The organism is Pseudomonas sp. CP-1 (assembly GCF_021213715.1).
Taxonomy (GTDB): domain Bacteria; phylum Pseudomonadota; class Gammaproteobacteria; order Pseudomonadales; family Pseudomonadaceae; genus Pseudomonas; species Pseudomonas aeruginosa.
Window position 1 is genome coordinate 338835 of sequence record NZ_JAJQKY010000005.1, and the last position, 16256, is coordinate 355090.

20 protein-coding genes are annotated in these 16256 nt (G+C 65.2%); all 20 read left to right on the forward strand.

Features of this window, described 5'->3' with window-relative positions:
• The 20 genes from LT948_RS13385 to LT948_RS13480 all read left to right on the forward strand — a co-directional run bounded on the left by LT948_RS13385 (nucleotide 1) and on the right by LT948_RS13480 (nucleotide 16241).
• On the forward strand, nucleotides 1-2118 hold the full coding sequence (locus tag LT948_RS13385; protein ID WP_023092365.1) for a phage tail-collar fiber domain-containing protein: 2118 nt from the start codon (nucleotides 1-3) through the stop codon (nucleotides 2116-2118).
• 7 nt (nucleotides 2119-2125) lie between these two features.
• Nucleotides 2126-2566 carry a hypothetical protein gene (locus tag LT948_RS13390; protein ID WP_016852415.1) on the forward strand — a complete coding sequence of 147 codons (441 nt, stop codon included), beginning with the start codon at nucleotides 2126-2128 and terminating at the stop codon, nucleotides 2564-2566.
• A gap of 42 nt (nucleotides 2567-2608) precedes the next feature.
• A complete protein-coding gene (locus LT948_RS13395) occupies nucleotides 2609-3769 on the forward strand; it encodes a phage tail sheath subtilisin-like domain-containing protein (RefSeq protein WP_023092366.1) in 1161 nt (386 codons plus the stop codon).
• A 12-nt stretch (nucleotides 3770-3781) separates the two neighbouring features.
• Complete coding sequence (locus tag LT948_RS13400; RefSeq protein WP_033996005.1) at nucleotides 3782-4285, forward strand: phage major tail tube protein; 504 nt, start codon at nucleotides 3782-3784, stop codon at nucleotides 4283-4285.
• 14 nt (nucleotides 4286-4299) lie between these two features.
• Nucleotides 4300-4644 (forward strand): phage tail assembly protein, encoded by a 345-nt coding sequence (locus LT948_RS13405; RefSeq protein WP_003085178.1) that lies wholly within the window; start codon nucleotides 4300-4302, stop codon nucleotides 4642-4644.
• Between the two features lie 169 nt (nucleotides 4645-4813).
• On the forward strand, nucleotides 4814-7051 hold the full coding sequence (locus LT948_RS13410; protein WP_023092368.1) for a phage tail length determinator protein: 2238 nt from the start codon (nucleotides 4814-4816) through the stop codon (nucleotides 7049-7051).
• A 9-nt stretch (nucleotides 7052-7060) separates the two neighbouring features.
• On the forward strand, nucleotides 7061-7933 hold the full coding sequence (locus LT948_RS13415) for a phage tail protein (RefSeq protein ID WP_023092369.1): 873 nt from the start codon (nucleotides 7061-7063) through the stop codon (nucleotides 7931-7933).
• Nucleotides 7908-8114, forward strand: coding sequence for a tail protein X (locus LT948_RS13420; RefSeq protein WP_003101635.1), 207 nt, complete (start codon nucleotides 7908-7910; stop codon nucleotides 8112-8114). The genes LT948_RS13415 and LT948_RS13420 overlap by 26 nt, the downstream gene beginning before the upstream one ends.
• Nucleotides 8115-8171: 57 nt before the next feature.
• Nucleotides 8172-9161, forward strand: coding sequence for a phage late control D family protein (locus LT948_RS13425; protein ID WP_023092370.1), 990 nt, complete (start codon nucleotides 8172-8174; stop codon nucleotides 9159-9161).
• A 32-nt stretch (nucleotides 9162-9193) separates the two neighbouring features.
• A complete protein-coding gene (locus LT948_RS13430) occupies nucleotides 9194-9823 on the forward strand; it encodes a glycoside hydrolase family 19 protein (RefSeq protein ID WP_003117966.1) in 630 nt (209 codons plus the stop codon).
• Entirely contained in the window at nucleotides 9820-10182 is a 363-nt protein-coding gene (locus tag LT948_RS13435; RefSeq protein ID WP_023092371.1) for a hypothetical protein, read from the forward strand. The genes LT948_RS13430 and LT948_RS13435 overlap by 4 nt, the downstream gene beginning before the upstream one ends.
• Nucleotides 10179-10436, forward strand: a complete 258-nt coding sequence (locus LT948_RS13440; protein WP_003137395.1) for a hypothetical protein — start codon at nucleotides 10179-10181, stop codon at nucleotides 10434-10436. Before LT948_RS13435 ends, LT948_RS13440 begins: the two co-directional genes overlap by 4 nt.
• A 315-nt stretch (nucleotides 10437-10751) precedes the next feature.
• The gene (locus LT948_RS13445) at nucleotides 10752-11246 is read left to right on the forward strand and encodes a phage tail tube protein (RefSeq protein WP_003113190.1); all 495 of its coding nucleotides are present in this window, start codon (nucleotides 10752-10754) and stop codon (nucleotides 11244-11246) included.
• Nucleotides 11247-11257: 11 nt separating this feature from the next.
• The gene (locus tag LT948_RS13450; protein WP_004352265.1) at nucleotides 11258-11605 is read left to right on the forward strand and encodes a phage tail assembly chaperone family protein, TAC; all 348 of its coding nucleotides are present in this window, start codon (nucleotides 11258-11260) and stop codon (nucleotides 11603-11605) included.
• Nucleotides 11606-11634: 29 nt separating this feature from the next.
• Nucleotides 11635-11889 carry a hypothetical protein gene (locus LT948_RS13455; RefSeq protein WP_003113188.1) on the forward strand — a complete coding sequence of 85 codons (255 nt, stop codon included), beginning with the start codon at nucleotides 11635-11637 and terminating at the stop codon, nucleotides 11887-11889.
• A 46-nt stretch (nucleotides 11890-11935) separates the two neighbouring features.
• A complete protein-coding gene (locus tag LT948_RS13460; RefSeq protein ID WP_023092372.1) occupies nucleotides 11936-13774 on the forward strand; it encodes a phage tail tape measure protein in 1839 nt (612 codons plus the stop codon).
• On the forward strand, nucleotides 13767-14108 hold the full coding sequence (locus LT948_RS13465) for a phage tail protein (protein WP_003113186.1): 342 nt from the start codon (nucleotides 13767-13769) through the stop codon (nucleotides 14106-14108). Before LT948_RS13460 ends, LT948_RS13465 begins: the two co-directional genes overlap by 8 nt.
• Before the next feature lie 7 nt (nucleotides 14109-14115).
• Complete coding sequence (locus LT948_RS13470) at nucleotides 14116-14811, forward strand: phage minor tail protein L (protein WP_003118922.1); 696 nt, start codon at nucleotides 14116-14118, stop codon at nucleotides 14809-14811.
• A 2-nt stretch (nucleotides 14812-14813) separates the two neighbouring features.
• Nucleotides 14814-15584, forward strand: a complete 771-nt coding sequence (locus LT948_RS13475) for a C40 family peptidase (RefSeq protein ID WP_003129219.1) — start codon at nucleotides 14814-14816, stop codon at nucleotides 15582-15584.
• A 54-nt stretch (nucleotides 15585-15638) separates the two neighbouring features.
• Complete coding sequence (locus tag LT948_RS13480; RefSeq protein ID WP_003117974.1) at nucleotides 15639-16241, forward strand: tail assembly protein; 603 nt, start codon at nucleotides 15639-15641, stop codon at nucleotides 16239-16241.
• Nucleotides 16242-16256: the final 15 nt, after the last annotated feature.

A 16256-nucleotide genomic window follows, 5' to 3' on the forward strand; every position in this document is an offset into this window, starting at 1 on the left:
ATGACGACCAATACTCCGAAATACGGTGGCCTGCTCACCGACATAGGTGCCGCTGCGCTGGCTGCGGCCAGCGCAGCAGGCAAGAAATGGCAGCCGACTCATGTGCTGATCGGCGATGCCGGCGGTGCGCCGGGCGACACGCCGGATCCATTGCCTTCGGCGGCGCAGAAGAGCCTGATCAACCAACGCCATCGGGCCCAGCTGAATCGGCTGTTCGTTTCCGACAAGAACGCCAATACCTTGGTTGCCGAGGTGGTGCTTCCAGTTGAGGTAGGTGGCTTCTGGATCCGCGAGATCGGCCTGCAGGATGCCGACGGCAAGTTCGTCGCGGTATCCAACTGCCCGCCCAGCTACAAGGCAGCAATGGAAAGTGGCAGTGCGCGGACCCAGACCATTCGGGTGAACATCGCACTCTCCGGGCTGGAGAATGTCCAGCTGCTGATCGACAACGGCATCATCTACGCCACTCAGGACTGGGTGAAGGAAAAGGTCGCTGCCGATTTCAAGGGCCGCAAGATCCTGGCTGGCAATGGCCTGGTCGGTGGGGGCGATCTTTCTGCCGACCGCAGCATTGGCCTGGCGCCTTCCGGCGTGACGGCGGGCAGCTATCGCTCGGTCACGGTGAACGCCAACGGGGTGGTCACCCAGGGCAGCAATCCGACCACCCTGGCCGGCTATGCGATCGGAGATGCCTATACCAAGGCCGATACCGACGGAAAACTGGCGCAGAAAGCGAACAAGGCCACCACCCTGGCCGGCTATGGCATCACCGATGCGCTGCGAGTCGATGGCAACGCCGTGTCATCCAGCAGGCTGGCCGCACCGCGCAGCCTGGCAGCCAGTGGCGATGCCTCCTGGTCGGTGACCTTCGACGGCAGTGCCAATGTTTCTGCGCCGCTGAGTCTTTCCGCTACCGGTGTGGCGGCGGGCAGCTATCCGAAGGTGACCGTGGATACGAAGGGAAGGGTGACTGCTGGAATGGCGCTGGCGGCGACGGACATTCCCGGGCTGGATGCTTCGAAGCTGGTCAGCGGGGTGCTGGCCGAGCAGCGTTTGCCTGCCTTTGCGCGTGGTTTGACTACCTCGGTTGGGTCGACGAGCGATCCGAACGTCGTAATGGTTCCACTGATGCTGACTAATCACGCGAACGGACCTGTTGCAGGGCGGTATTTCTATATCCAGTCAATGTTCTATCCGGACCAGACCGGAAACGCTTCGCAGATAGCCACCAGTTACAATGGCACTGCGGAGATGTATATGCGTTTCGCTTACACCATGCCTGTGGAGCAGAACCCGGCGAACAGGGTCTGGTCGCCTTGGCAACGTTGTGACCTGGGAGGTGCATTCACGAAGACGACTGACGGATCCATTGGAAATGGCGTCAATATAAACAGCTTCGTCAATTCCGGATGGTGGTTGCAATCGACATCGGAATGGGCGGCGGGTGGAGCTAACTATCCCGTGGGGCTGGCCGGTTTGCTGATTGTCTACCGCGCACATGCAGACCATATCTATCAGACCTACGTAACACTCAACGGAAGCACATATTCGCGCTGCTGCTATGCGGGCTCTTGGCGTCCGTGGCGGCAGAACTGGGACGATGGAAACTTCGATCCGGCCAGCTACCTGCCAAAGGTGGGATTTACCTGGGCGGCTTTGCCGGGTAAGCCGGCAACTTTCCCGCCCTCAGGGCATAACCACGATACCAGCCAGATCACCTCCGGCATCTTGCCTCTCGCTCGTGGTGGCCTTGGCGCCAATACAGCGGCCGGAGCACGCAACAACATTGGTGCCGGAGTGCCGGCCACGGCGAGCCGGGCGCTCAATGGTTGGTGGAAGGACAACGATACCGGTCTGATCGTCCAGTGGATGCAGGTGAACGTAGGAGATCATCCCGGTGGAATAATCGATCGTACCTTGACGTTCCCGATCGCATTCCCTAGCGCCTGTCTGCATGTCGTACCGACTGTCAAGGAGGTGGGGCGACCAGCGACGTCCGCATCGACCGTTACGGTCGCCGATGTCAGCGTCAGCAACACGGGATGTGTGATCGTTTCCTCCGAGTACTACGGACTGGCTCAAAACTATGGCATCAGAGTGATGGCTATCGGCTATTGAGGTGAAAATGATTTTTTTCCATGCCGCCACGGGCGGCTTTTATTCGAAGGAAATTCATGGGTCCCGCATGCCTCTGGAGGATGAAATGCATCCTCTCGAAGACGCCGAGTACCAGGCTCTTCTTCGTGCGCAGAGCGAAGGGAAACGAATTGTCACGGACCACACCGGTCGCCCTATCTGCGTCGATCCGCCGGCTCCGGCCAAGGACATTCTCGTCCAACGGGAACGCATCTGGCGCGACCGGCAGTTACAGCTCACCGACGGGCCTCTCGCTCGGCATCGTGACGAGCAGGACCTGGGAAAAACTACGACTCTGAGCCAGGAGCAGCTTCGTGAGCTAACTCTCTATCGCGCCGTTCTTCGCGACTGGCCTATTGCCGCGGAGTTTCCCGACCTGAACGCAAGGCCCGAGCCGCCTGCCTGGCTCCAATCGCTCATCACCCCCTGAACCCCGCCTCGTGCGGGGTTTTTCATTAATGGAGATCTACCTATGAGTTTCTTCCACGGCGTTACGGTAACCAACGTCGATATCGGTGCGCGCACCATCGCGCTGCCGGCCAGCTCCGTCATCGGCCTCTGCGATGTGTTCACGCCGGGGGCGCAGGCAAGCGCCAAGCCCAACGTTCCGGTGCTGCTCACCAGCAAGAAGGACGCCGCCGCGGCGTTCGGCATCGGCTCGTCGATCTATCTGGCCTGCGAGGCCATCTACAATCGTGCCCAGGCCGTGATCGTTGCGGTGGGCGTGGAAGCCGCGGAGACTCCCGAGGCCCAGGCCAGCGCCGTCATAGGTGGTGTCAGCGCCGCCGGCGAGCGCACCGGACTGCAGGCTCTGCTAGACGGCAAGAGCCGCTTCAATGCTCAGCCGCGTCTACTAGTTGCGCCGGGTCATTCGGCCCAGCAAGTGGTGGCCACCGCCATGGACGGGCTGGCCGAGAAACTGCGGGCCATCGCCATTCTCGATGGTCCCAATAGCACCGACGAGGCGGCCGTCGCCTACGCCAAGAACTTCGGCAGCAAGCGCCTGTTCATGGTCGACCCGGGCGTGCAGGTTTGGGACAGCGCCACCAATGCCGCACGCAAGGCCCCGGCTTCGGCCTACGCCGCCGGCCTGTTCGCCTGGACCGACGCCGAGTACGGCTTCTGGTCCTCGCCGTCGAACAAGGAGATCAAGGGCATCACCGGCACCAGCCGTCCGGTGGAGTTCCTCGACGGTGATGAGACCTGTCGCGCCAACCTGCTCAACAACGCCAATATCGCCACGATCATTCGCGACGATGGCTATCGCCTGTGGGGCAATCGCACCTTGTCCAGCGACAGCAAGTGGGCTTTCGTCACCCGCGTTCGGACCATGGACCTGGTGATGGATGCGATCCTCGCCGGGCACAAGTGGGCGGTGGACCGCGGCATCACCAAGACCTACGTGAAGGATGTCACCGAGGGCCTGCGCGCCTTCATGCGCGATCTGAAGAACCAGGGCGCGGTGATCAACTTCGAGGTCTATGCCGACCCGGACCTGAACAGCGCCAGCCAGCTGGCCCAGGGCAAGGTGTACTGGAACATCCGCTTCACCGATGTGCCGCCTGCCGAGAACCCCAATTTCCGTGTCGAGGTGACCGACCAGTGGCTCACCGAAGTTCTGGATGTCGCCTAAGGAGCGCCCGTGATGATTCCGCAAACCCTGACCAATACCAACCTGTTCATCGACGGCGTGAGCTTCGCCGGTGACGTGCCATCCCTGACCCTGCCCAAGCTGGCTGTGAAGACCGAGCAATACCGTGCCGGCGGCATGGATGCGCCGGTATCCATCGACATGGGCCTGGAGGCGATGGAGGCCAAGTTCTCCACCAACGGTGCCCGCCGAGAAGCACTGAATTTCTTCGGCCTGGCCGACCAGAGCGCTTTCAATGGCGTGTTCCGCGGCTCCTTCAAGGGCCAGAAGGGCGCCAGCGTGCCAGTGGTGGCTACCCTGCGCGGCCTGCTCAAGGAGGTCGACCCGGGCGACTGGAAGGCCGGCGAGAAAGCCGAGTTCAAGTACACCGTTGCGGTCAGCTACTACAAGCTGGAAGTCGATGGCCGCGAGGTCTACGAGATCGATCCGGTCAACGGTGTCCGCGCGATCAACGGTGTCGACCAGTTGGCCGGCATGCGCAACGACCTCGGCCTGTAAGAGGAGCTCCGGACATGACCCAAGAGAATCGACTGCCGGGCTGGCTGACGCTGGATGCTGACGCCGCCCTCGTTCGTCTCTCGCGTCCGGCACAGTGCAACGGGGTCAGCGTCGACACGCTGACCCTGCGTGCACCCACCGTGCGTGATATCCGCCTGGCCGGCAAGGTGGCCGGCGACGATGCCGAGGAGCGCGAACTGCAACTGTTCGCCTCGCTGGCGCAGGTCAGCCGCCAGGACCTGGAGGGGCTGAAGCTGAGCGACTACCAGCGGCTGCAAGGCGCCTACTTTCGCCTGGTGCAAGACGACACGGACGACACCTTCGCGTATGCGTCAACTGGCGAGGCGCCTGGCCATTGAGCTGGGCTTCCAGGCCAGCGAACTGGAGCGCATGACCCTGGGCGACCTGCTCTGGTGGCTCGCCGAGGGCGAGGAGTGAGCGACGGCGCCGTCCGCCAGGCGAGCGGCGCCCGCGCTACTTCAGTAGGTCCGCGGAGGCGGACATCGATAACAGACGAGACGAACCGTCATGAGTAAAGACATGGACCTGGTGGTCTCCATCGGCGGCATCGCCGACCCCTCCTTGGGCAAGGCATTCGAGACCGTCAAGGCACGGCTCGACAGTCTCCAGGAACGTGCCCGCCAGGCGTCCAGCCTGAGGGATGTGCTGGGAGACGCCATACGCCTGGAGCGAGAGCTCGCCGATATGCGCAAGGTCGGGGATCGCGGCGTTGCTGAGCATGCCCGGCAGCTTGGCGAACGCCAGGAGCAACTGAAGCGACTCGGCATCGAGGCCAGGGCCGCGGGCGATGCCTACGCTCGACTGGGCGAGATGCAGCGTGGCCTGGATATGCAGGTCCGCGGCCTGCAACGGCTGGAGCAGGCCAGCCAGGCAATGCCATTGGCTAGCGCATTTTCCGGACTGGTCGTGGAAGCCAGCAAGACGGCTGCCGGTTATCAAGCGCGGTTGCGCGACCTGGCGATCCGCAACGGCCTGGACGCCGGCCGGGAGCCAGCCTTGGCATCCCTGATCCAGGACAGTGCCAGCCAGAGCGGCCTGGGACGCACGGCGACGCTGGACATGCTGGAGCACTTGAACGCCACCGGCATGGGGTTCGCCGCCGCGCAAATGAATCTGGGACTGGCGGGTCGCTTCGGCTTTGGCCAAGGGATTGCTTCAGCCGAGGCTGCGGGGCTGGTTCGAGCGTTGCAACTGGCCCAGGGTTCGGACTCGCCAGAGCAATTGTCCGCCTCCCTCGACCGCCTGGTCGTCCTGGGTAAAGGCAGAGTCGGCAGTGAGGCCCTGGCGCGTCGCCTGCCTGCCTTGTTGTCAGCGCTGGGCAATGCGGGAGAGGCCACGGCCGGCGATGTCGGTGCACTGGGTGCCTTGCTGGAGATTCAGGCAAAGAACACCACGCCGGACAAAGCGGACGTGCGGATGAAGGCCTGGCTGGAGTTCGTCGGCAGCGGCAGCTTGAAACGCGCTTATGGCCAGGACTACGACCGGGACCTGGAAGCGCTGCGCAAGGACGGAGCGAGTCTGCTGGAGGCCAACCTGGAGCTGGCTGCGCGCTATCGGGATAAGGGCGGCAAGCTCAGCGCCGGTGAGGCGTCGCCGGCGCTTGAAGCCTATCGAGCGTCGCGCGGCGAGTTCCAGGGCTTGCTCGAATCCCAGCAGTCTTCCGTAGGCTCTTCGGAGCGCGATGCGCGGCGTCGCGAGGGGATGTCCCAGGAGCTGTGGAAGGCTTCCAGCGACAGTTGGGAGAGGGCGCAGACCGCTTTGGGCAGCGCCCTGAATCCATATCTGGACAACCTGGCCAAGGGGAGCGCGGTACTCGGCGAGTCGACTGCGGAACTGCTCGAAGCCTATCCGCGGACGACGGCCGGTCTTACCGCCGCCGCAGGTGCGGTGTTATCCGGGTATCTCGCCTACAAGGGAGGGCGCGGCGCTATCGACGTGTTGCGTGGCGGTCGGCTCGGTCGGCGAGGGACCGCTGCCGTCGGCGACCTGATCGAACGGGGTGCAGGCCGGGTATCGGGTGGTAGCGAAATACAGCGCGTGTTCGTTACCAACTGGCCGGTGCCGGGAGGCGACTCTACGCTGGAGTCCGCGAGGAGGCCAGCACAACGAAAGCGCGGTCAAACACCACGCAGGAAGAGAGGCAAGGGCGGTGGGGTGAAGGCCCGCTCCCTTCCATCCCTTGGCTTCTCGGCTGGAGGAGGCTTGGGGGCGATGGCAGGAAAGCTGCCGCGCCTGTCGCGTTTGCCCATACGCAACGCGCCGCTGCAAGTGGCCTCGTCGTTGATCGATGTTGCTGAGGTCTACTCCAGCGACCTGTCGGAGAGCGAAAAGACCGTTGCCTATGGCGAGGCAGGTGGCTCCCTGGCTGGTTCCCTGGCTGGCGCCGCTCTGGGAGCGAGCATCGGCTCGGTGGTGCCGGTGGTCGGTACGCTGATCGGTGGATTGGTTGGCGGCGCTATCGGCGCCTGGGGCGGTAGCGAACTGGGGGGGCGCCTGGGGCGCAGTCTGGCTGGCGATCCGCCGGCGGCCTCGGACAACAAGCCGGCGGTGCCCGCACCACAGGCCGAGCCCGTCGCGGCTGCGCCCAACTGGACCTTCGCGCCGCAGATCAACCTGACGGTGCAAGGCAACGTACACGAGCCGCAGCGCCTGGCCGACGAGTTGCTGCCCTACCTGCAACGCATGCTTGTCGACTTCGCCGACGAGCGGCAGCGGCGCAGCCTCTACGATCCGGCGATGGTCTAAGGAGTCCCCATGGCATATCTGGAACAATTGCAGGCCGGCCTGAGGTACCTGGGTCGCGCCGGCGAGTCCGGACGCAAGAGTCTGGACAAGGTGGTCGCTCCGGTGAACGGCGCGATCAGCGAGATCCGCGGCGCAGCCGCGGAGCTGGAGAACCTGCCCGGCGTATCGCCGGAAATGGCTGCCCGGCTGCAGCGTGCCATGCGCGGCATCGGCCAGGCGCAGGGCAAGGTGAACCGCGTGGTCTCCACCTATGACCGGGCGAGCCGGGCGTTGCTTGGTATCGACGAACGCCTGGATGCGCTGAAGGTCCAGGTGAACAGTGCCGCGCAGGCGGTCGGCAAGGTCGCTGGCGACATCAGTCCGACGCTGGCGGGGGTGCTGCCGTCGTGGCTGCTGGCACCCTCGGCGACGCCCCCGAGCGAGGCCGCAGCGCCCTTGCCGCACCTGCTGGTATTGCAGCCGCTGACCGCCAATGCCCAACCGTTCTACTTCAACCTGAATACTGCCGCCTTCGACGCCCTGCAGCGCAACAGTGCCTACAACTGGAGCGAGCAGGTGCGCCTGGGCCGGCGGCCGGCACTGCAGAGCGTCGGCATGGGCGAGGAGAGCATCCTGCTCAAGGGTGCGGTATTCCCGCTGCGTCGACAGGTAGGCAACCAGGAAAAGGTTGTCGGTCTGGAGCAGCTCGAAGCGCTGCGCCGGTTGGCGGAGCGGCGTGAGCCGCTGATCCTGAGCAGCGGCTACGGCGAGGTGCAGATGGGCCTCTGGTGTCTGGTGCGGATCAGCGAGAACCAGAGCGCCCTGCTGGGCAACGGCGCTCCCCGCAAACAAACCTTCGACCTGGAGTTCAAGCGCTATGGCGACGACCTGCCGAACCGCTGACGGCGACATGCTGGACAGCCTCTGCTACCACGTCTATGGCCATCTGTTGGGCTGCGTCGAGGCGACCCTCGACGCCAATCCCGGGCTGGCCGATGAGCAGCAGCCATTCCGCGCCGGCTTGCTGATCAGTTTCCCTGACATGCCGGTGGTCAATGTCGAACAGGTGCGCCTGTGGGATTGATCGACCGCTCAACCGCAACCCCGCCTTGGCGGGGTTTTTCTTTTCTGGAGAGATCAGGTGCAACCGAGTTTCCGTATCGTTGCCGACGGCACCGACGTCACCCAGCGGCTGAATGACCGCCTGCTCAAGCTGACCTTGCTGGACAAGCCGGGCATGGAGTCCGACAGCCTGACCTTGAGGCTCGACGATCGCGATGGACAGGTGGCCGTACCCAGGCGCGGTGCGGTGCTGGAGGTTCATCTCGGCTATGCCGGCGAGCCACTGATGCGCATGGGGCGCTTTACCGTGGACACCCTGCAGTGGGCTGGTCCGCCGGACTGCCTGACCGTCACTGCCAAGGCCGGCGACATGCGCGGCAGTGGCAAGACGATACGCAGCGGCGGTTGGGAGGGCACTACCCTGGCTCAGGTCTGCCGCGATGTTGGCGCACGCAACGGCTGGCGCGTGGAGTGTCCGTTGCAGGTGGCGATCGCCCGGGTCGACCAGGTCAATGAGTCCGACTACCACTTCGTCACCCGTCTGGCGCGCCAGTACGACTGCACCGCCAAGCTGGCCGAGGGCATGCTCATGGTGCTGCCGCGACAGAGCGGGCAGAGCGCCACGGGGCGTCGGATCGAACCTTTGGTGTTGGGCCGTGCTGACGTCGGTAGCTTCGACGTTACCGTCGACGACCGCAGCCTGATGAGAGCGGTGAAGACCCGCTACCAATTGCCCGGCAGCGGCGAGGTCAAGAGCGTCGAGTTGAAGAACCCGAAGGCACCGGCTACGGCTATGGGCGAGCATGTCGACCGGCATCTCTATGCCAGCCGTGGAGAGGCCGAGCAGGCGGCGAAGGCTCGCCTGGCGAGCTTCAGCCGCTCCAGCGCCAGTGTGCGCCTGGAACTGCCAGGGCGTGGCGACCTGTTCGCCGAGCGCAGCCTGCTGCTCCAAGGCTTCAAGGCGGGAATCGACGGCGAGTTCCTGATCGACTCGGTGGAGCACACCTACAGCTCCAGCGGATGGACCACTGTCGTGCAATGCAACGGCGGCCGAGGCGGCAAGGGGTGACGCCTGAACCCCATCGGAGTGCAGGAGGATCGATGAAACTGACCGAGCAGCAATTGCTGCGCATTTTTCCCAACGCCCGCCTCGTCGCGGGCGTTTTCGTTGCGGCGTTGCAACGGGCCATGGACGAGAGGGAGATCGACACACCGGCGCGGCGTGCCGCGTTTCTCGCCCAGGTCGGCCACGAAAGCAGCCAGTTGACCCGGCTGGTGGAGAACCTCAATTACAGCGCCCAAGGCTTGGCGGCGACCTGGCCGAGCCGCTATCTCGGCCCCGACGGGCAGCCCAACGCGTTGGCCTTGCGGCTGGCGCGCAATCCGCAGGCGATTGCCGACAACACCTACGCCACGCGCAACGGCAATGGCGACGAAGCGTCCGGCGATGGCTGGCGCTTCCGTGGGCGTGGCTTGCTACAGATCACCGGGCGTGCCAACTACCGGTTGGTCGGCGAGGCCCTCGGCGAGCCGCTGGAAGCCGAGCCCTGGCGCCTGGAGCAGCCCGTGCCGGCGGCCCGCAGCGCCGCCTGGTGGTGGGCCGGTCACGGGCTCAACGAGCTGGCCGACCGCGGCGAGTTCGCTGCCATCACCCGCCGCATCAACGGCGGCCTGAATGGCCAGGCGGAGCGCCTGGCGTTGTGGCAGCGGGCCAGGGTGGTGCTGTCATGAGCCGGCTCGCTCTGCTCCTGCCGGCCGTGTTGCTGGTCCTGCTGGCCGGCGCCTTGCTCGGCGGCGGCCTGGTTGCCCGCCACTATCGTCCGCAACTGGAGGAGGCCCTGGGCCAACTCACTGCCAGCCGTGTCGCCAGCGGCCAGCTCGAGGCTTTGCTCGATGAGCAGCAGCGAGCGCTGGCGGCGGTACGGGCGAGCGCCGAGAGGCGCGCGAAGGACGCCGAGCAGGCACTCGGCGAGGCCAGGGCGCAGGCCGCGGAGCAGTATGCCGCGGCCGTGCGTCTGCTCCAGGAACCCGACATTGGCGCGGACTGCCAGGCGGCAGGTGCGGCGATCGACCGGGAGCTGGGACTATGACTCGTCTCCTGCTGGGGCTTTGTCTGCTTTTCGCGGGCTGCGCAGCCTCGCCGACGACACCTCGCCCCGTGCGCGTCGAGGTTCCCCTGGCAGTGCCTTGCCGTGTACCTGACGTGCGCCCGCCGAGCTGGGCCAGCGCCACGTTGCAGGCTGGCGATTCGCTGCAGGCCAAGGTTCGCGCATTGCTCGCCGAGCGCCGCCAGCGGCAGGGCTACGAACTCGAATTGCAGGCGGCGTTGCGTGCCTGCCGCTGAGACACTGGGCGCATATGGACGTCGATGGACGTGTGTCCGGCGCATATTGCCGTGTATTGATTCCGCAGCGTTGTCGAGCCAGGAATCGGCCGGTACAACGTAGTCATGCTTGTACAGGTGTGTCCCCCCAGGGATGCCACCTGCAACCTCAGAGCCCGGCCCGTGTGCCGGGCTTTTTCGTTTGCATCCGACAACGGCTCGGGACGTGGAGGCTCCTCGCCGACCGCGTACCGCGCCACGGCCGACCGTCCTGGGGACGGGGCCAGACGACCCGCCTGGTGCGGGTCTTTTCATGTGCATAAAGGAGAGTTTTCCATGTCCATCCTGACTCAAGGTACCCAGATCTACGCCCTGGTTCCGCCGGTATCCGGTACCGGTGCCGCTACCGTCCTGGAGATCGAAGGCGTGACCTCGTTCAACCCGGGCGGCAATCCGGCCGACCAGATCGAAGACCCGTGCCTGAGCGACACTTCGCGCAAGTACAAGAAAGGCCTGCGCACCCCTGGCCAGGCGACCCTCGGCATCAACGCCGATCCACGCCTGGCCAGTCACGTTCGGTTGTTCCAGCTGTCCGAGAAAGATGGCGAGACGAGCGTCAAGTGGGCCATCGGCTGGTCCGACGGAATCGACGTAAAGCCGACCGTCAGCACCGAAGGCGACGATTTCGTGTTGCCGCCGGCGCGCACCTGGTTCACCTTCGAAGGCTACGTCAGCGACTTCCCCTTCGATTTCGCCAGCAACACGCTGGTCGCTACCCAGGCCACCATCCAGCGTTCCGGCGCCGGCAAGTGGACGCCGAAGTCGGCTTGAGGAGCGCGTAGATGAATCTCAACGAACTTCGTGCGGCGGGCGGTTTCATCGAGTCGGCGCTGGTGCGCAAGGAGATTAGCTGGACCCGCGTTCCCGCCGGCAGGAAGAAGGCGGTCAGCGACACCTTCCAGGTGTTCGTCCGACGCAACAGTTTTGGCGCGGTGGAGCGCCTGTTCTCCGCCGAAGGCGACCAGCAGAGCCGCAACGCGCGCTACCTCGCCGAATGCATTCGCCTGGGCGAGACGGGAGAGGAAAGCCTGACCTACGAACAGGCCTACGACCTCGACCCGGCGCTGGGCTTCCTGCTGCTGCAGGCGGTCGGTGAGGTCAACCGGGTCGAGGACGCGGAAAAAAACTGACCCCCGCCGACGAGGTTTGGCACGAGCTGGTGCTGAACGGCGTCGGCGGGTCGACCATTGCCGAGGCCAAGGAGCGGCTCAGCTACGCCGAGTACCGCGCCTGGGTCGCCTACCTGAACAAGCGCGGCTCGCTCCATCCGGGACACCGGCTGGAGCTTGCGCTGGCTCGGATCGCTGCGTTGCTCGGGCATGCGCTGGGAGCGGACGCCGATCCCGACGCGTTCCGTCCGCATATGGCTCTCCAGCCCCTTTCGCTGCATCAGGCGATGGATCAATGGGCATGACAGGCCACCCCGCTGCGGCGGGGTCTTTTTCTGGAAGACATGAATCATGGCCACGAATACCGACGGCAGCCTGACGCTCGACCTGGTCCTTCGCAGCGAAGGGTACAGGGCCGGGATGGACAAGGTTGGCAGGATCAACGATCAGAAAATGCGTGCCATGGAGGCGCGCGCGGAAAAAGCTGGCAAGGCTATCGGCAAAAGCCTGGACAGTTCGGCACTGATTGCCAGCAGCGTGCTGGACCAGGCGCTGGACATGCTGGGCAGGACCAGTCGCCAGGCGGGTCAGGCCAAGAAGCCTGTGCAGAGCGCCCAGGACAAGGTACTGGCCGAGTGGAAGACCCGGCAGAAGGAACTGGGCGAAGCCTGGAAGAGCTATCGCGAACCACTCCAGGATCTGTCCAAGCTCAACGAAGCACTACTGAAGAACTCTTCCGACAAGCTCGACAAGGCGCTGCTCAATCTCAGCGAGACCGGCAAGCTGTCGCTTGCCAACGTGGGCAAGGCCGCCTACGCCGATGCCGCGCGCCTCGCCTCGCGGCAGATGACGCTGATGCTGCTGGACGGGCTGTTTGGCTGGGTCGCCAGCGTTGGTACCGAGAAGCCCAAGGTCGACGACAAGGCGGGCAAGGGACAGGCGAAGGCCGGCGACGACGAGAAGGAACAGCCGTCGCTCCAGTCGCAGGTCTTCAAGCAGTGGCTGTTGCAGATGAACAGTGTCTGGGGCGCCTACCGCGCGCCGCTGCAGGATATCTCCGGGATGACCGACGAGCTGTTCAGGAATGCGTCGGAGAAGCTCGAGAAGTCGCTGTTCAATTTCGCCACTACCGGAAAGCTGTCCTTGAGCAACTTCGCCAAGACGGTGATCGACGATGTCGCCCGGATCGCCGCGCGGCAGCTTTCAATGCTCGCCCTGGACGGATTGTTCGGCTGGATGAATGGCAAGGCCGGCATCACCGAGGCGCAACTGGCCAGCCAGAAGCCCTATACCTCGCTACTGGAAAAGGCCCGCGCAGCTGCGGGACAAGCGGCTGCGGGCTCTCCCGCGGCCCAGGGTACCGCGCCAATGCCGGCAGCGGCGATGGATGTCGGCGCGATGGTGGCCACTGCTTCCGGGCAGACCGGGGACGGTTCCAAGGTATCGGCTGGAGGGGCTTCGGCGAGCGCTGGCAAGCCGGTGGGCAGTTGGGTCGAACAGATGGACGCCTCCTGGGCGAGCCTGCGCGACCAGGCGCAGGACGTCTCGGGAATGATGGACATGCTGTTTACCAACGCTTTCACCAATATGGAGAACGCCCTGTTCACCTTTGCCACCACGGGCAAGCTGTCGTTCAAGGATTTCGCCGACTCGGTGATCCAGGATATGGCGCGGATCGCCGCGCGGCAGGCGACGCTGCAGATCATTGGCGGCATCGTCGGTGCGGTCAGCGGGTTCTTCGGTAGCGGCGCAACGGCGGGCTCGCGGATTTCCGACTATACCGGCTCGGACATGGCCAATTGGGTCAGCAAGCAACGCGCCGGAGGCATGCCTGGGTTCGCCAGGGGCGGTGCCTTCAACGATGGCATCCAGAGCGCGCCGGCGCTGTTCAGCATGGCCGGCGGTCGTCCGGCGCTGATCGGCGAGCGTGGGCCGGAAGCCATCATGCCGCTGAGTCGCGGTTCCGATGGCGTGCTCGGCGTGCGCGCGCTCGGCGGCGGCGAGGGGGGCAACGTCTTCAATTTCTCCACCAGCGTTAGCCTGGGCGGCGGCCGCGAGGGCGCGGCGACGGCCAGCGGCGACGACGGTACGGGACAGCAGCTGGCGGGAATGATCAACGATGCCGCGCGCAACGTGGTGGCGCAGGAGCTGCGCCCCGGCGGCCTGGTATGGAGGATGGTGAATGGCTGATCTGGAACGCTTTACCTGGGACATCTCGATCGATTCCGCCGGCCAGGCGAACCAACTGGTACGCCAGGTGCAGTACGGCGGCGGCTACAGCCAGGCGCTCGGTGACGGGCTGAACAACCTCAGCGAGACCTGGCAGGTTTCGCGTACCGGCGATCTCGCGCTGATCGGCCCGATCCGCGATTTCCTCAAGCGCCACGGCGGCTACCGCTCGTTCCTCTGGACCTTGCCCACTGGCGAACCGGTACGGGTGCGCGCCCAGGGCTGGCAATTGCGGCCGCGCGGCAACGGCGTGTTCACCCTGAACACTACCTTCCAGCAAGTCTTCAATCCGTGAGGTAAGCATGACCATCACAGCCGATGACCAGGCCCTCGAGCCTGGGGCGCTGGTGCGCCTGTTCGACCTGGATTGCACCGGGTTCGGCGGCGAGATGCTGCGCTTCCACGGCCACCTGCAGCAGGGGCCGATCCACTGGCAGGGCAACGCCTACCAAGCTTGGCCGCTGGAGGCGCGCGGCTTCGAGCAGCGCGGCGACGGCCGGGCCAGTTCGCCGACCCTTAGCGTGGGCAACATCGACGGCAGCATCAGCGCGCTCTGCCTGTTCTTCGATGGCCTGGTAGGCGCGCGCCTGACCGTGCGCGAGACCTATGCGCACTACCTGGATGCGGCCAACTTCGCCGAAGGCAACCCGCAGGCCGACCCCTCCCAGGAGCGCCTGAACATCTGGTTCCTCGAGCAGAAGACCGCCGAGAACAGCGTCCAGGTGACCTGGGAGCTGTCCGCTCCGCCGGACTTCCAGGGCCAGCAGATCCCGGCGCGCCAGATCACCTCGCTGTGCCACTGGTGCATCACCAACGAGTACCGCGGGCAGGACTGCAACTACACCGGCACGGCGATGTTCGATGCCGACGGCAATCCGGTGGACGATCCGGCGCTGGACCGCTGCGGCGGCCGGGTCAGCGATTGCAAGCTGCGCTTCGGCGCGGACAACCCGCTGTCCCACGGCGGCTTCGCCGGCGCCGGCCTGGTCAGGATGTGAGCATGGAACTGAGCCGCAGCCTGCAGCGGGCCATCGCCGCACACGCCGCCCGCGAGCATCCGCGCGAATGCTGCGGGCTGATCGTTCGCGGTGCGCGTCAACGCCGCTACGTGGCCTGTCGCAACGCAGCCGGATCGCCCAGCGAGCACTTCGTGATCGATCACCAGGACTGGTGCGCTGCCGAGGACCAGGGCGAGGTCCTGGCCATCGTCCACAGCCACCCGGACGTTCCGGCCACGCCGAGCATGGCCGATCGGGTCAGTTGCGAACTGCATGGTCTGCCCTGGGTGATCCTGTCCTGGCCGGAAGGCGATGTCGCGCATCTAGCGCCGGAGGGCTATCGGGCGCCGCTGCTCGGCCGCGAGTTCGCCCACGGCGTGCTCGACTGCTGGAGCCTCTGTCGCGACTGGTACCGCCGCGAGGCAGGTCTGGAGCTTCCGGACTATCCGCGCCGCGACGGTTGGTGGGAAACCGGCGAGAGCCTCTACGAGCAGCACTATGCGGCGGCTGGATTCCGGCCGGTGCCGCTGGCCGGAATCCGCCGCGGCGACATGCTGGTGATGCAGGTCGGGAGGGCGCTGCACCCTAACCACGCGGGCATCTACCTGGGCAATGACTGGCGTCTGGACAGCGAGCCGGTCCAGGCGCTCGGCGGCGACGGACCGTTCCTGCTGCACCACCTGTACGGACGGCTGTCGACCCGAGACGTGTTCGGCGGACCCTGGATCGAACGCACGCGCCTGGTCTTGCGGCACACGCGGATGCCGCAGTGAACGACATATTCAAGCGAGCCGTCGGAATCGGCTCTTCACGAGAGGAACAGGTCCATGAGTGACACCCTGAGTCAGGGCCTCACCACCATCCGTCTGTACGGGGTTCTGGGCAAGCGCTTCGGCCGCATGCACGGTCGGTTGTTGGAAAGCGGCACGGTACGCGAGGCGATGAGCGCCCTGAAGCACACCATGGAGGGATTCGAGACGTTCATGCGCGAGGCGGAATCGAAAGGGCTGACCTTCGCCGTGTTCCGTGGGCGTACCAACCTGTCCGGCGAGCAACTGGACATGCGCGGACGAGAGGATATCCGCATCGTGCCGTTGGTGATCGGGAGCAAGCAGGCGGGGCTTTTCCAGACGATTCTGGGGGCTGCCTTGATTGTCGTGGGTGGATTCACGACGTTCTTCTCCGGTGGAACCAGTTCGTTCCTGGTAACCGTTGGAGTCAGCATGTTGGCGGGCGGCGTCATGCAGATGCTCAGCCCCCAACCCAAGGGCCTGAAGGGCCGCGAGGCCCCCGAGAACGCCCCCAGCTATGCCTTCGGCGGCCCGGTCAACACCATCGCCCAGGGCCATCCGGTCGGCGTGCTCTACGGCAAGCGCCGCATCGGCGGCGCGGTGATCAGCGCCGGCATCTATGCCGAGGACCGGCTGTAGCCGGCAACGCCGTAA